This window comes from Streptomyces chartreusis (assembly GCF_008704715.1).
GTDB classification, from domain to species: domain Bacteria; phylum Actinomycetota; class Actinomycetes; order Streptomycetales; family Streptomycetaceae; genus Streptomyces; species Streptomyces chartreusis.
On record NZ_CP023689.1, the window covers coordinates 6,371,652 to 6,386,112 of the forward strand.

General features: G+C 70.6%; 11 protein-coding genes and 1 tRNA gene. 9 read left to right on the forward strand and 3 right to left on the reverse strand.

The window, feature by feature from the left end; genetic code table 11:
• Positions 1–80 precede the first annotated feature (80 nt).
• Complete coding sequence (metF, locus tag CP983_RS28065) at positions 81–971, forward strand: methylenetetrahydrofolate reductase [NAD(P)H] (protein ID WP_150506928.1); 891 nt, start codon at positions 81–83, stop codon at positions 969–971.
• Here the strand turns inward: metF and CP983_RS28070 are convergent.
• Entirely contained in the window at positions 940–1,782 is an 843-nt protein-coding gene (locus tag CP983_RS28070; RefSeq protein ID WP_189748666.1) for a hypothetical protein, read from the reverse strand. The genes metF and CP983_RS28070 overlap by 32 nt on opposite strands.
• 519 nt (positions 1,783–2,301) lie before the next feature.
• Between CP983_RS28070 and CP983_RS28075 the strand changes: the two genes are divergently transcribed.
• Genes CP983_RS28075 through CP983_RS28085 form a run of 3 tightly spaced genes read left to right on the forward strand, consistent with a single transcriptional unit; the run spans position 2,302 to position 5,049 of the window.
• A complete protein-coding gene (locus tag CP983_RS28075; RefSeq protein WP_150502564.1) occupies positions 2,302–3,975 on the forward strand; it encodes an alpha/beta hydrolase in 1,674 nt (557 codons plus the stop codon).
• A gap of 58 nt (positions 3,976–4,033) precedes the next feature.
• Positions 4,034–4,504 carry a hypothetical protein gene (locus CP983_RS28080; protein WP_150502566.1) on the forward strand — a complete coding sequence of 157 codons (471 nt, stop codon included), beginning with the start codon at positions 4,034–4,036 and terminating at the stop codon, positions 4,502–4,504.
• Between the two features lie 20 nt (positions 4,505–4,524).
• Positions 4,525–5,049 carry a WXG100 family type VII secretion target gene (locus tag CP983_RS28085; RefSeq protein WP_167537771.1) on the forward strand — a complete coding sequence of 175 codons (525 nt, stop codon included), beginning with the start codon at positions 4,525–4,527 and terminating at the stop codon, positions 5,047–5,049.
• A 194-nt stretch (positions 5,050–5,243) separates the two neighbouring features.
• On the opposite strand, the gene CP983_RS28090 is transcribed toward CP983_RS28085, so the two are convergent.
• A tRNA-Arg gene (locus CP983_RS28090) sits at positions 5,244–5,316 on the reverse strand.
• Positions 5,317–5,637: 321 nt separating this feature from the next.
• On the opposite strand from CP983_RS28090, the gene CP983_RS28095 reads away from it, so the two are divergent.
• The 4 genes from CP983_RS28095 to CP983_RS28110 all read left to right on the forward strand — a co-directional run bounded on the left by CP983_RS28095 (position 5,638) and on the right by CP983_RS28110 (position 11,957).
• Positions 5,638–7,245, forward strand: a complete 1,608-nt coding sequence (locus CP983_RS28095; protein WP_150502570.1) for a dynamin family protein — start codon at positions 5,638–5,640, stop codon at positions 7,243–7,245.
• 96 nt (positions 7,246–7,341) lie between these two features.
• Complete coding sequence (locus tag CP983_RS28100) at positions 7,342–9,534, forward strand: GTPase (protein ID WP_373309822.1); 2,193 nt, start codon at positions 7,342–7,344, stop codon at positions 9,532–9,534.
• Positions 9,535–9,805: 271 nt separating this feature from the next.
• A complete protein-coding gene (locus tag CP983_RS28105) occupies positions 9,806–10,273 on the forward strand; it encodes a single-stranded DNA-binding protein (RefSeq protein ID WP_150502574.1) in 468 nt (155 codons plus the stop codon).
• A gap of 259 nt (positions 10,274–10,532) precedes the next feature.
• Complete coding sequence (locus CP983_RS28110) at positions 10,533–11,957, forward strand: Cys-Gln thioester bond-forming surface protein (RefSeq protein WP_150502576.1); 1,425 nt, start codon at positions 10,533–10,535, stop codon at positions 11,955–11,957.
• 259 nt (positions 11,958–12,216) lie between these two features.
• Here the strand turns inward: CP983_RS28110 and CP983_RS28115 are convergent, their stop codons facing one another.
• On the reverse strand, positions 12,217–12,510 hold the full coding sequence (locus CP983_RS28115) for a hypothetical protein (protein ID WP_030955971.1): 294 nt from the start codon (positions 12,508–12,510) through the stop codon (positions 12,217–12,219).
• Between the two features lie 285 nt (positions 12,511–12,795).
• On the opposite strand from CP983_RS28115, the gene ettA reads away from it, so the two are divergent.
• Positions 12,796–14,460, forward strand: a complete 1,665-nt coding sequence (gene ettA / locus CP983_RS28120; RefSeq protein WP_125529148.1) for an energy-dependent translational throttle protein EttA — start codon at positions 12,796–12,798, stop codon at positions 14,458–14,460.
• Position 14,461: the final 1 nt, after the last annotated feature.

Here is a 14,461-nt window from a genome sequence, read left to right on the forward strand (position 1 = left end):
CGCGCAGCAGTACGACGACGACCCCGCACGCCGACATGACGACGACCGTGCGCCGCAGCACGACGACGACCCTGCGCGAGATGCTCGCCCGCGATCTCGCGGCCGCCACGCCCACGTTCTCCTTCGAGTTCTTCGCCCCGAAGACCGAGTCCGGCACCCGCGGCCTGTGGGACGCCGTACGCCGGATCGAGCCGCTGTCACCCACCTTCGTGTCGGTCACCTACGGGGCGGGAGGCTCCTCGAAGGACCGCACGGTCGAGGTGACGCGGCGGCTCGCGACCCACACCACGTTGCGGCCGGTCGCCCATCTGACGGCCGTGGACCACAGCGTGGCCGAGCTGCGCCACATCATCGGCCAGTACGCCGACGCCGGGGTCCGGGACGTCCTCGTCCTGCGCGGCGACCCGCCCGGCGACCCGAACGGCCCCTGGATCCCGCACCCCGAGGGCTTCACCCACGCCCATGAACTGGTCGCCCTGGTAAAGGACATCAGCGACTTCAGCGTCGGAGTCGCGGCCTTCCCCGAACGGCACCCGCGCTCACCGGACTGGGAGAGCGACATCAGGCACTTCGTCGCCAAGTGCCGGGCCGGCGCTGACTACGCGATCACGCAGATGTTCTTCGACGCCGAGGACTACCTGCGCCTGCGGGACCGGGTGACGGCGGCGGGCTGCACGACGCCGATCATCCCGGAGATCATGCCGGCCACCGACGTACGCCAGATCCGCCGCTTCGCCCAGCTCAGCAACGCGTCCTTCCCGGCCGACCTGGCGCAACGCCTGGAGGCCGCCCGCGACGACCCGGCAGAGGGCCACCGCATCGGCGTGGCCCACGCCACGCAGATGGCCGCCCGCCTGCTGACGGAGGGCGCCCCGGGCCTGCACTACATCACCCTGAACCGCTCACCGGCGACGTACGAGATCCATCGGAATCTGGGGGTCAGGGGGAGGGCCGTGCGGGCGGCGGCGTAGGGGGTGGGCTGGGGGTGAGTGGTGGTGTGGGGGATGGGCCGGGAGCCGGCGCCGGCGCAGGGACAGGGCTGGGGACGGGCGGTGGCGCCTGCCCCGCTGGGCCTGACGGCGTGTCGTCCTCCAGTTCGCCGCGCAGGGCGGCGATCACGAAGCCCGTCATGCAGGCGAGGAGGATCAGCGTGATCGGGCCCCAGATCGCCGGCAGCGCCCACATCGGCCAGTCATTTCCCGACTTTGCCCAGAGCGTCAGCAGGGCCGCCGCGCCGATGGCGACACCGTGCCACCGCACCACGGTCGCCGCCGCGGCGTGACGCCGGTTGCCGCGTGCGAGAAGGGCCCACAGCCCGCCCGCGACGGCGGCCAGCCCGCCGGGGATGCAGGCGAGCGCGCCGCCCAGCCGGTCCGCGGGCCAGCCCACCGGGCCGTCGGAGGTCTGCTGCCGTCGCCCGTCGGCGTCCCGTACCTCGACGACCCGCCCGTGCCAGATCACCCCGACGACCTCGTCGTCCGGTTCCATCCCGGAGAGCACCGGACCGGTCTGCCGGAACGTCACGTCCCAGGTCTTGCCCGAGGGCAGCACCAGCACGGCTTCCGGTGACCTGTTCCGTTCCCGCCGGTTCGTATCGGCGCTGCGAACGGTGAATTCCTGTTCCCAGAGGCAGGCGGAGGCAGTGACGGGGACGGACGCGCACTCGGACGCGGCCCGATACTCCCGCTCCCGCTCGAGCGCCCCGCGAACCTGAAGGGCCGAGGCCACCCCGACCCCGAGCACGACGACCCCGACCAACAGCCACACCAGGTTCCGCCCCACCGCCCGTCCCTCCCCTGAACAGCAAAAACGCCCTCCCGAAGGAGGGCGGAGACTGGGCGCCCCCGGCAGGACTCGAACCTGCGGCCAAGCGCTTGGAAGGGCCCGCTTGGCGTGTCCACCAGAGATCCGCCACTGACCTGGGAAGCTACCCCTTCCGATCGAGGCTTGTCACCTGCCGTCGATACGCATTCGACACGGCCCGGAGCCGGTTCACGGTCGCCGATAGGAAGAGGGGTCGACGCGGCCGGCGCATGGCCGAACGGTCATCCTCCGGTCGCCTCGCCCCTGGCTTCGGCCCGGCTCTCCCAAACCCCTTGCCTGCCTACGGCTTTCGTCGCAGTGACGGGCCTTGCCACTCGACACGAGGTGATCCAGAAGCAACGGTCTTGGAGGAGAACACGTCGGCTAGGCTGAGCGCTTCGAACTCATGAGTGAGTAGCAACGGGGGTTGCCATATGCCTACTTGGGTCGGCTTACCATGCTCCGCGCGATCCTCGGGCCGGCCGAGCGGGAGCCGACGTGGCCTCTGACTTCTCCCGGCTGATGAAGCAGGACTTCTCCGACCTGGATGCCGCGGCCAAGTCCTGGCGCGGGCTCTCGACGACCATGGACTCACTCACCGACCGCCACCGCCGGCAGGTGACCGGGCCGTTGCACCAGTCCTGGAAGGGCGATGACGCCGACGCGGCCTTCTTCTACCTGGAGGACGTCGAGTCGCGCATCGGTGTGGTCGAGACGGAAGCGATGGCCATCGCCGAGGTCCTCAACACCACCAGGTTCTGGATGGAGCAGTCCCAGACCGACCTCCGTAACGCGGTGCGGCGTGCGGAGCAGGACGGCTTCGCAGTCGACAACGACGGCTGGGTCAGCGATCCGACCACCTCTGGCCTTCCACGCCAGGACCCCGACGCACAGCAGATCATCGCGGACCGCAGCGCCCTGCTCGGGGAGCACCGCGCCGCCATCGACGAGGCCCTGGCCGCCGCGCACAAGGCCAGTAACGACGGCGCGAGGGCCCTCGCCGAGCTGAACGGCGACATTCTCACCGATCCGCTCAGCCACGACGCGGCGGCGGAATCCGCCCGGGACGTCAAGGACGCGATGAAAGCCGTGGGTGTCCAGGCCCCGCAGATCCCCGCGGACGACCCGAAGGCTGCCGCCGACTGGTGGAAGGCCCTCAGCCCCGAGGAGCGTCAGACCTACACCACGCTCTACCCGAAGCAGATCGGAGCGACCGACGGTCTGCCGTCGGACGTGCGCGACGACGCCAATCGCACGGCCCTCGCCCAGGAGATCAATCTGATCCAGGAGGGCAACTGGGACGAAGGCTTCCCGGGAGACACCGATGAAACCGTCAACAGGCGCCTGGGCAACCTCCAGGTGCTGAACGACCGGCTCGAAGCCGCGGACGCCGCGCCCAAGGGCAAGGAGCTGTACCTCCTCGGCTACGACTCCAAGGACGACGGACGGGCCATCATCGCCATGGGCAACCCGGACACGGCCGCGCACACCGGCATCCTGGTGCCAGGCACGAACACCAACATGGACGCCGTACCCGGTCAGCTCGAGCGCATCGACAGGCTGCAGTCGGCGGCGGAGAGCCGGTCCAACGGCGAGAGCGTGGCGATGGTCACCTGGCTCGGCTACGACGCTCCCGAGGCGTCCGCGACCGACTTCACCAGCGTCGGCGGAACCGGGCGAGCCGAGGACGCCGCTCCTGACCTGCGGCAATTCGTGGCGGGCTCGCACGCCGCGCATGACGGGTCGCCGAGCCACACCACCGTCATCGGACACAGCTACGGCTCCACAGTCGTGGGTGCGGCCGCAGCCGGAGGCTCCGGTCTGGGCGCGGACGACGTGGTTGCAGTCGGTAGTCCTGGGATGACAGTGGACGAAGCCGAGGATCTCCAGATGGATCCCGAGCACGTGTGGGTCGGTACCGCGGAGGACGACGCCGTCGCCGACAACACCTCCGACTACACCCTCGGCCGCGACCCGACGCTTGGAGGCTTCGGTGGCAACAACTTCGAGGTCGACACCCATGGCCACAGCGGCTATTGGGACAGCGGGCCGTACGGACCCAGCGAGTCCCTCGACAACCAGGGAGCGATCATTGCAGGCAGGCAGCCCACAGAGGTTCCCAAGGAAGGCTCCGAGATGCCGCCGGACGCCTATGTCGTCCCTGGTCTCTAAGCCTTTCCTCCAGGCGCTGCTCGCCGTCTCCGCGGTTCTGCTTTCAACTGGAGGTTGTGTGTCCCGAAGCGACGACGCGAACACCCCGCTGCCGCGGATGGAGAAGGACGCCGCGCTGAAGTGGGCCAAGGACTACACCGCGTACATGGCCAGGATCACCGATGTCGAGCTCACCCCCTCGACGGCCAGGGTGCACTTCGAGGCCTGTGTCGGGGCGAACGACGAGGTGGCCGAGGACGGCCGGTACAGCCTCTTCTACTACGTCAACTCCCCGGCGCCCGTCACGGAACACACACGCGTCGTGAAGACGCTCCGTCAGGAGCTCTCCGAGCAGGGGTACGAGGTCACGGGATACCGGGAGTTCAAGGACGCCTATGAGTCGGCGGTGTTCAGGGCCGCCAACAAGGAGAACTCCTATCGCGTGACGGCCGAGACCGTCGGCTCCGGCAAGACGAAGCCCCAAGCGCTCTCCTTCTCCGTACGCACCCCCTGCATGCTCCCGCCCGGCGCAAAGCAGCAGCAGTTCTGACCGATCGAGAGGAACTGGACGTGTCTCGGAGCACCAACGTCGACCCGGCCGAACTGCGCGCGTCCGCCGGCGCCTGCGACGGTATTTCCCAAACCATGAAGGGGCCGGCTGACAAGGCCGTCAGGGAATCGGGGACCGCGGGCACCTCGCTCACCGGCTGGTCGGTCGGCCCCGCCTTGACAGAGATCGCCACCAGCTGGAAGCCGGCCCTCGACGGTCTGCACTCCCGCCTCCAGGCCGGCCGGGACAACCTCAGGTCGTCGGCGGACGGCCATGAATGGAACGACCAGCGGGCGTCCCAGGACTTCGAGAAAACCGGCACCTCGGCACAGGCCACCTCCGGTGAAATGCCCGCGGTTCTGCGCCCCGGTACGGGCGAGCGCCACGCCGTCGGGCACCCGGGCAGCACCTCGGGCGTCCAACCGGTGGGCGGAGGGTCCGGCGACGGACCACTGGACCCGCGCACCTCGTACGGCACCACTATGCCGACGTACGACGAGACCATCAGTACTCGCCCCACCCCCGCCACGAACGACTTCGGCTGACTTGACACTCCCACCTCACCGTCACGGGCTGCCGCAAAAGGCGGTCGCGTCTGTACAAGCGACAGGTGGAGAGCGCGGCCGTCCCGTTCGACACATGTTCGAGATCACATAGCTGGCGTCCGGGGCTTCGCCGTGACCCTTGATATGCGCTCTGAACAGCAAAAACGCCCTCCCGAAGGAGGGCGGAGACTGGGCGCCCCCGGCAGGACTCGAACCTGCGGCCAAGCGCTTAGAAGGCGCCTGCTCTATCCACTGAGCTACGGGGGCCGGTTGTGGTGGCCTCGTTCGTGGTGCCCGGGTGTGGGCCGAACCGTGACGTTGCCGGGGACAAGGATAGGGCTCCCGCATCCGTGTCCCTGTTGCTTCGCCTCCGTGGCTCGGTGTGGAGGTTCGGTGAAGCGGTCCTGATAATCGCAGGCAGGTACGAATCGTGCACCGCTTTTGGCCTCTCGCGCACCGGGTGTTGTGCACTCGTTATGCCTGGACTGTGCCCGTGTCCCAGTCGCCCCTTCCGTCCCTTGTGTCCTATCGGCGCGCAGACATGCTCATATGCTTCAGAATTCCCCTAAAATTGGGCATTCTTCGCATGTGGTGACCTTGGACGTACGGCCTCAGCTGCTCGACGCACTTTCCGCCCTGCGCGACCGTGTCGCGGCCGCACGCTTCCCGCTGCCCCTCGCGGGAGCGCCACGCGCGCGTGCCAACCGCGACGAACTGCTCGCGCAACTCGACGACTACTTGGTGCCCCGCCTGAAGGAGCCCGAAGCGCCCTTGCTGGCCGTGGTGGGCGGTTCCACCGGCGCCGGCAAGTCGACGCTCGTCAACTCCCTGGTGGGCAGGCGCGTGACCGAGGCGGGCGTGCTGCGCCCGACGACGCGGAACCCGGTGCTGGTCTGCCATCCCGAGGACCACCACTGGTTCAGCGGGATGCGCGTACTGCCCGACCTCACGCGCGTGTGGGTGCCCGAACCCGACCCGGCCGAGGAGCTGATGCTGCCCGGCGAGGACAGCGAACGCGTGCTGCGGATCGAGACCGCCGACACGCTGCCGGCCGGCCTCGCCCTCCTGGACGCGCCCGACATCGACTCCCTCATCGCCGACAACCGTGCCCTCGCCGCCGAACTGATCTGCGCCGCCGACATCTGGGTGATGGTCACCACGGCGGCCCGCTACGCCGACGCCGTCCCCTGGCACCTGCTGCGCACCGCCAAGGAGTACGACGCCACCCTCGTGACCGTCCTCGACCGGGTGCCCCACCAGGTCGTCTCCGAGGTCTCGCGCCAGTACGGCGCCCTCCTCACCAAGGCCGGCCTCGGCGAGGTGCCCCGCTTCACCGTGCCCGAGCTGCCCGAGTCGGCCTGGGGCGGCGGGCTGCTGCCGGCCACCGCCGTGGCGGGGCTGCGCACCTGGCTCGTCCACCAGGCCCAGGACCCCGCGGCACGCGATCACGTCATGGCCCGTACCGCGTACGGCCTCCTGGACTCCCTCAAGTCCCGCATGCCCGAGCTCGCCAGTGCGGCCGCCGCCCAGTACTCGGCGGCCCTGCGGCTCACCGCCGCCGTGGACAGCGCCTACGACGGCGAGTACGCACGCGTGCGTGGCCGTCTCCAGGCCGGCGCCGTGCTCGCCGGGGACGCCCTCAAGCGCTGGCGGGCCTTCCCGCTCGACTGCACCGCGGGCGAGCTCCTCGACTCGCTGGTGGAGAGCCTGAGCACGCTCCTGCTGTGCGCGGTCACCGCCGCCGACGAGCGCGTGGACGACGCCTGGCAGCGCGAACCGGCGGCCGCCGCGCCCGAGCTGACGGGCAGTGACCCCAAGCCGACGAGCGTCGAGCACCGCATCGGCATGGCGGTACGGCGCTGGCGCCGCGAGCTCGAGGAGTACGCCGAGGACGAGGTGAGCTACCTCGACCGCAGCGTCGCCCCGGACTCCGAGGTGGTCACCGCCCTCGTCGCCACCGCCCTGCTGGGCAGCCGGCGGGCGCGGTCCGCGGGGGAGGGGCTCGCCGAGCGGATCGGGGCGCACGGGGCGCTGCGGCTGCGCGACCGCGCCGGGCGGCTGCTCACCGAGCATCTGGACCGGGTCATGCACAACGAACGCGAGCGACGGCTCGCCCCGCTCGACTCCCTGGAGGTCCACCCGGACCCCCAGGCCGAACTCATCGCTGCGCTGTCCGTACTGCAGAAGGAGAGGTGACCGGTGACCGCCGTCACTGACCATGACCACACGGAACACGCCGATCAGCAGGAGGACGGCCTCACCAAGGACGACGAGCGCGTGAACGACACCCCCATGGAAGGCGCCGCCGACAACCTGCTCCCCGTGCGGGCCCCCCGCGCGGAGGCGGAGCAGCCGGCCGAGAGCGAGGGCTCCGTGGCCGCCGACGAACAGGACAGACGCAGGCTCTGGAGAAGGCCGGCGAAGCGGGAGGGCCGGCCGAGCGACGTCCACGCACGCGTGGAGGCCGATGACTCGCCCGCGCGTGAGGACGTCCCCGACTCGGGTGACGGCCGGAAGAGCGAAGCCGACACCGCCGGGCGCCCGGCCGTGCCCGAGCCCGGCGGCCGCAAGCCCGACAGCCCCAAGGCCGACGGCGACACCCCCGCGCGGGGGAGCGTCACCGACCCGGGCGTCCGCAAGGAGGCCCGCAGGGAGGGCGGCGCCGCCCGTCGCAGGGAGCAACCGGCCTCCCGTACGGAACCCACCCCTCGTACGGCTTCCTCGCCCCGCACGGAACCCGCACCCCGCACGGACCCGTCCACCGGCGCGGAGTCCTCGACCCCCTGGGACGACGGCCTGATCGCCCGGCGGGTCAACGAGGCCGCTCCCGTGGAGCAGCCCCCCGTCGTGGAGGCGCGGGCCTCCTCCGGGCCGCAGCAGTCCGTGACGCCGCTCGCCTACGACGGGGCGCTGCGGTCGCGGCTCGACGCGCTGCGCGAACTGGTCGGCCTCTCGCGCACCCGGCTCGACGGCAAGACCCTCGCCGAGGCGGGCCGCGTGCTCGACGAGGCCGCCGCGCGGCGCAGACTCTCCGGCCAGCACACGGTCGTCGCCATCGCGGGCGCCACGGGCAGCGGCAAGTCGCAGCTGTTCAACGCGCTCGCCGGGGTGACCATCTCGGAGACGGGCGTACGGCGGCCGACGACCTCCTCGCCGCTCGCGTGCAGCTGGAGCGACGGCGCGGCCGGCCTCATCGACCGGCTCGGCATCCCGCCCCGTCTGCGGCGCCGCCCCGCGCAGAACGCGGCCTCGGACGGGCAGCTGCGTGGGCTCGTCCTGGTCGACCTGCCCGACCACGACTCGGCGGCCGTACAGCACCGCGAGCAGGTCGACCGGGTCCTGGCGCTCGTCGACGCGGTGATCTGGGTCGTCGACCCGGAGAAGTACGCCGACGCGGTGCTGCACGAGCGCTATCTGCGGCCCATGGCCGGGCACGCCGAGATCATGTTCGTCGTCCTCAACCAGACCGACCGGCTCCCCGGGGAGGCCACCGACCAGGTCCTCGACGACCTGCGGCGGCTCCTCGACGAGGACGGCATCGCGCTGGGCGAGCACGGCGAACCGGGCGCCGTCGTGCTCGCGCTGTCCGCGCTCACCGGCGACGGTGTCGGCGACCTGCGGGAGGCGCTCGGCGAGTTCGTGACCGAACGCGGGGCCGCGGCGCGCCGGATCTCCGCCGACGTGGACTCCGCCGGGCTGGGACTGCGGCCCGTGTACGCCGCGCGGCGCCGGACCGGGCTCAGCGAGGAGGCCCGGGACGAGTTCTCGGCCCGGCTCGCGGACGCGATCGGCGCCACCGCCGCGGGCGAGGCCGCCGAGCGGGCGTGGCTGCGCAACGCCAACCGCGCGTGCGGGACGCCCTGGCTGCGGCTGTACCGGTGGTACCAGGACCGGAGCGAGCCGCCGACGGGACGGCTGTCCTTGAAGACGCAGACGGACGAGGAGGCCACCGCGCGCCAGCGCGTCGAGCAGGCGGTGCGCACGGTCGCCGACCGGGCCTCCGCCGGGCTGCCCACGCCGTGGGCGCAGGCGGTGCGCGAGGCGGCCGTACGGGGTGCCCAGGGGCTGCCCGAGGCGCTCGACGACCTGGCCGCGCGGGCGGGACTGCCGCCTGGGCGGCCACCGCGTCCGGGCTGGTGGCCGGCGGCCGTCCTGGTGCAGGCGTCGATGACGATCCTTCAGATCGTCGGCGGGCTGTGGCTGGTGGCGCAGATCGTCGGCGTCATGGAGCCCAACCTGGGTGTGCCGGTGCTGCTGATGGTGGCCGGCATCGTCGGCGGCCCGTTCGTCGAGTGGGGCTGCCGGATGGCGGCGCGAGGTCCGGCGCGGCGGTACGGCACCGACGCGGAACGACGGCTCAGGGAGGCGGCGGCCGGGTGCGGGCGGGCCCGGGTGCTTGATCCGGTGGCGGCGGAGCTGCTGCGGTACCGGGAGGTCCGGGAGCAGTACGGGCGGGTCATGGGGGTGGGGTCCACCGGGAGGTGAGCAGGGGCGCCGCCGGGCGCGGGTAGGTGCGGCCACCCGTGTGGGTGACGGAGATATCCACAGACCGGCGGTGATCCACAGGGCTCTGCGGGCTCGGCCCGACGGAGGCAGTCTGGCTTCGCGGCGATCGCGACGGAAGCGGTCGACCGCGGTGACGGCGGCACACCCGGTACGTCCGGGTGCGCCGCCGTCGGGTCGGACGCAGCCGTACGGGACGGGCCCGTCGGCGTATCCGCCCGGCGCGAGCGGCCGGGTGAGGGAGGGGTATGCGATGAACGAGACGATCGTCTGCGCGGTGGGGAACGTGGCGACGCAGCCGGTGTACCGGGAGCTGGCGACGGGACCGTCCGCCCGCTTCCGGCTGGCGGTGACCTCGCGCTACCTGGACCGCGGGAAGAACGAGTGGACCGACGGCCACACCAACTTCTTCACGGTGTGGGCCAATCGCCAGCTCGCCACGAACACCGCCGCCTCGCTGAACGTCGGCGATCCGGTGGTGGTGCAGGGCAGGCTGAAGGTGCGCTCGGACGTGCGCGAGGGGCAGAGCTGGACCTCGGCGGACATCGACGCGCTGGCGATCGGCCACGATCTGTCGCGCGGCACCTCGGCCTTCCGACGCGGGTCGAGGCCGGATGCGGCGGTCGCCGCGGGACCGCCGCAACCCGAGCCGGACTGGGAGACGCCTGCCCCGGGCGACGCCGAATCCCAACAGGGCGTGGAACCAGCGGTGGTGACGTGACGTCAGTCACTGAAGAGGCCTGACCGAACTGCGGCTTATCGATGAATGCGCGCCGAACGGACCCGGTGGATTTGTCGATAAGCCCTGCTCGCAAGGGATCTTGGCGATAACGATTCCGAGTCGGATCGGCCCGGCGGCGGGATCCCCGGGAAGCGTGGTGCGCCACGTATTTAGGATGCCGGGCATAGCTCTCGGGGCTTAAGAGTCTGCTGGTGGGACCTTCCCCCACGTCAACGGGTCCTGCTCGAAGGGGAATTCTGTGTTTGCTGCGTTCTCAGCGCTGTCGGCGCGCGGGCGAGGGGCGGCGCGTCTGGCCGCCGCGACCCTGGTGTCCGGGCTCGCCGCCGTCACGGTGCTGGCCGGCACCGCCGCGGCCGCGCCCGCTGCCGACACGGCGGCGCCGAGCCAGGGCGGGGCGACCGCCACCATAGGCGGCCTGAAGACGTACGGCGGCGCGGTCGTCCACACCGACTCCGGCGACCAGGAGATCTCGGCCGGTCTGTTCGAGATGTCCGTCGACGGCGGCGGCATGCTCCAGACGTACTGCGTCGACATCCACAACCCCACCCAGCGCGACGCCAAGTACCACGAGACACCGTGGAGCGGCACCTCGCTGGGCGCCAACGATGACGCCGGCAGGATCCGCTGGATCCTGCAGAACTCCTACCCGCAGGTGAACGACCTCGCGGCACTCGCCGCCAAGGCCGGCTTCAAGGGCGGCCTCACCGAGCAGGACGCGGCGGCCGGCACGCAGGTGGCCATCTGGCGTTATTCGGACGGGGTCGAGGTCGACGCCGTCGACCCGCAGGCCGAGAAGCTCGCGGACTACCTGGAGAAGAGCGCGCGCGGCGTCGCCGAGCCCGAGGCGTCGCTGACGCTGGAGCCGCCCGCGGTCTCCGGGCACGCCGGTGAGCGGCTCGGTCCGGTGACGGTGCGCACCGACGCGGACGGCGTGACGCTGACCCCGCCCGCCGACGCCGCCACCAGCGGGGTGCGGATCGTCGACAAGGACGGCAAGGTCGTCACCACCGCCGTGAACGGCGCCCAGGTGTTCTTCGACGTCCCCGAGGACGCAGCGGACGGCCAGGCGGAACTGACCGTGCAGGCCTCGACGACCGTCCCGGTGGGGCGTGCCTTCGCCGCCGAGAGCCGCAGCCAGACCCAGATCCTGGCCGGCTCCAGCGAGTCGACCGTCTCGGCGACGGCGAGCGCGACGTGGGCGGAGACCGGCGCGATACCGGCCCTGTCCGCGGCGGAGAACTGCGACAAGGGCGGCGTCGACATCACCGCCGCCAACGAGGGCGACGCACCGTTCACCTTCGAGCTGCTCGGCATCGAGTACAGCATCGCCGCGGGCGAGTCCCGCACGGTGACGGTCCCGCTCCAGGAGGACCAGGCGTACGACTTCACCATCGAGGGGCCGGGCGGCTTCGAGAAGCGGTTCACCGGCGTGCTGGACTGCATGACGCAGGCGGGCGAGGCCGACGCGGCCGGCACCGTCACCCAGACCCTCGACGAGCCCAGCCCCGCGACGGTCGGCTCGGCGTCCGACGACACCAACCTCGCCGCGACCGGCGGCTCCTCCATGACCCCCCTGATCGCGGGCGTCGCGATCGGGTTCGTCGTGCTCGGCGGTGCGGCACTGGTCATCGTGCGCAAGAGGGAGGCCTCGGCCCAGGACTGAGTCCGGCCGGGGAAGCCACACATAGCCACACATGCGGCCAGGGGCCTGATCCGTTGCTCGGATCAGGCCCCTGGCCGCTTTTCCGGGACGCCTGGGCGCCGGTGCACTGCTGTCGGCGGGACAACCCATGGGCCGACTGACGCGGCCCGTACTCCACCGGCGGTTCGCGCCTGGTGCACCGGACCGCACCCGCCCACGCCTCATGCCGAGTTCGGCACGGCATGAGGCGTGGTCAGGAGCCCCGTACCAAGGCGGTGGCTCAGAAGGCGCTGTTGTCGCAGCCCATCGTGGAGCCGAGGTGGGTGTCCTGCGCGCCCGTGTTGCCCTCGCCGTTGAGAGCGTTGCCCAGGGCGCCGTTGAGGATGCCGACCTGGCCGAGGACGTCGAGGTTCAGGTCGTGCGACTTGCAGTTGGAGCTCTGCAGCACGCTGACCTTGTCCCCGCCCTTGCCGCCGTGCCCGTCGAGGCCCTGGGCGGTCGCAGTGCCGGTGCCCAGCAGGCCGACGCTGCCAAGGGCGACGACCACGACGGCAGCCTTCTGAAGCTTGTGCATGTCATCTCCGATGGAGTGAGGTGGGTGCGATCCGTGACGGATCGACTCCGTACAGTTACGAGAGGCTAATGTGAAGAATCCAGGCATATCCGGACGACGCGCCGAGAATCACGCCGTTGCCACGCGGGGCGTTCGCGACCGACAGTGACGGTCAAGTCACGGCACCGTCGGAGAAACCCCAGGTGAGGGGCGTTCTGGTATACGGGTTTCCGTCGCGGGCTGGACGTCGGGCAAGATGGGGTGTATCTGCCCACTGCCTGATTTCAAGCTGCCGGACGGTTTCTCTTGGCTGAGTACATCTACACCATGCGCAAGACGCGCAAGGCAATCGGCGACAAGGTCATCCTTGACGACGTCTCGCTGAACTTCCTGCCCGGCGCGAAGATCGGTGTGGTCGGCCCGAACGGAGCCGGTAAGTCGACCATTCTGAAGATCATGGCGGGGCTGGAGCAGCCGTCGAACGGTGACGCCTTCCTGTCGCCCGGATACACCGTCGGCATCCTGATGCAGGAGCCCAAGCTCAACGAGGAGAAGACCGTCCTGGAGAACGTCCAGGAGGGCGTCTCCGAGGTCAAGGGCAAGCTCGACCGGTTCAACGAGATCGCCGAGCTGATGGCCACCGACTACTCCGACGCGCTGCTCGAGGAGATGGGCAAGCTCCAGGAGGACCTCGACCACTCCAACGCCTGGGACCTCGACGCCCAGCTCGAGCAGGCCATGGACGCGCTCGGCTGCCCGCCCGGCGACTGGCCCGTCGTCAACCTCTCCGGCGGTGAGAAGCGCCGCGTCGCGCTGTGCAAGCTGCTGCTGGAGGCCCCCGACCTGCTGCTCCTCGACGAGCCCACCAACCACCTCGACGCCGAGTCGGTGAACTGGCTGGAGCAGCACCTCGCCAAGTACGAGGGCACCATCGTGGCCGTGACCCACGACCGGTACTTCCTCGACAACGTCGCCGGCTGGATCTGCGAGGTCGACCGCGGCCGCCTGCACGGCTACGAGGGCAACTACTCCAAGTACCTCGAGACCAAGCAGACCCGTCTCAAGGTCGAGGGGCAGAAGGACGCCAAGCGCGCCAAGCGCCTCAAGGAAGAGCTGGAGTGGGTGCGGTCCAACGCCAAGGGGCGTCAGGCCAAGTCCAAGGCCCGTCTCGCCCGCTACGAGGAGATGGCGGCCGAGGCCGACAAGATGCGGAAGCTGGACTTCGAGGAGATCCAGATCCCGCCGGGCCCGCGGCTCGGCAGCATCGTCGTCGAGGTCTCCAACCTCACCAAGGGCTTCGGCGACAAGGTCCTCATCGACGACCTCAGCTTCACGCTCCCGCGCAACGGCATCGTGGGCGTCATCGGCCCCAACGGCGCCGGCAAGACCACCCTCTTCAAAATGATCCAGGGTCTGGAGACCCCGGACTCCGGCGCCATCAAGGTCGGCGAGACCGTCAAGATCTCATACGTCGACCAGAGCCGCGAGAACATCGACCCGAAGAAGACGCTGTGGGCCGTCGTCAGCGACGAGCTCGACTACATCAACGTCGGTCAGGTCGAGATGCCCTCGCGGGCCTACGTCTCCGCCTTCGGCTTCAAGGGCCCCGACCAGCAGAAGCCGGCCGGTGTCCTCTCCGGTGGTGAGCGCAACCGCCTCAACCTGGCGCTCACCCTCAAGCAGGGCGGCAACCTGCTGCTCCTCGACGAGCCGACGAACGACCTCGACGTCGAGACCCTCAGCAGCCTGGAGAACGCGCTGCTGGAGTTCCCCGGTGCGGCCGTGGTCGTCTCCCACGACCGGTGGTTCCTCGACCGGGTCGCCACGCACATCCTCGCCTACGAGGGTGACTCCAAGTGGTTCTGGTTCGAGGGCAACTTCGAGTCGTACGAGAAGAACAAGATCGAGCGTCTCGGTCCGGACGCCGCCCGTCCGCACCGTGCCACCTACAAGAAGCTGACCCGGGGCTGAT

Bases quoted from the DNA above. Each gene is read 5' to 3' on its own strand.
- CP983_RS28100 (WP_373309822.1), top strand. From the start codon at position 7,342: ATGGAAGGCGCCGCCGACAACCTGCTCCCCGTGCGGGCCCCCCGCGCG.
- CP983_RS28105 (WP_150502574.1), top strand. From the start codon at position 9,806: ATGAACGAGACGATCGTCTGCGCGGTGGGGAACGTGGCGACGCAGCCG.
- CP983_RS28115 (WP_030955971.1), bottom strand. From the start codon at position 12,510: ATGCACAAGCTTCAGAAGGCTGCCGTCGTGGTCGTCGCCCTTGGCAGC.
- metF (WP_150506928.1), top strand. From the start codon at position 81: ATGCTCGCCCGCGATCTCGCGGCCGCCACGCCCACGTTCTCCTTCGAG.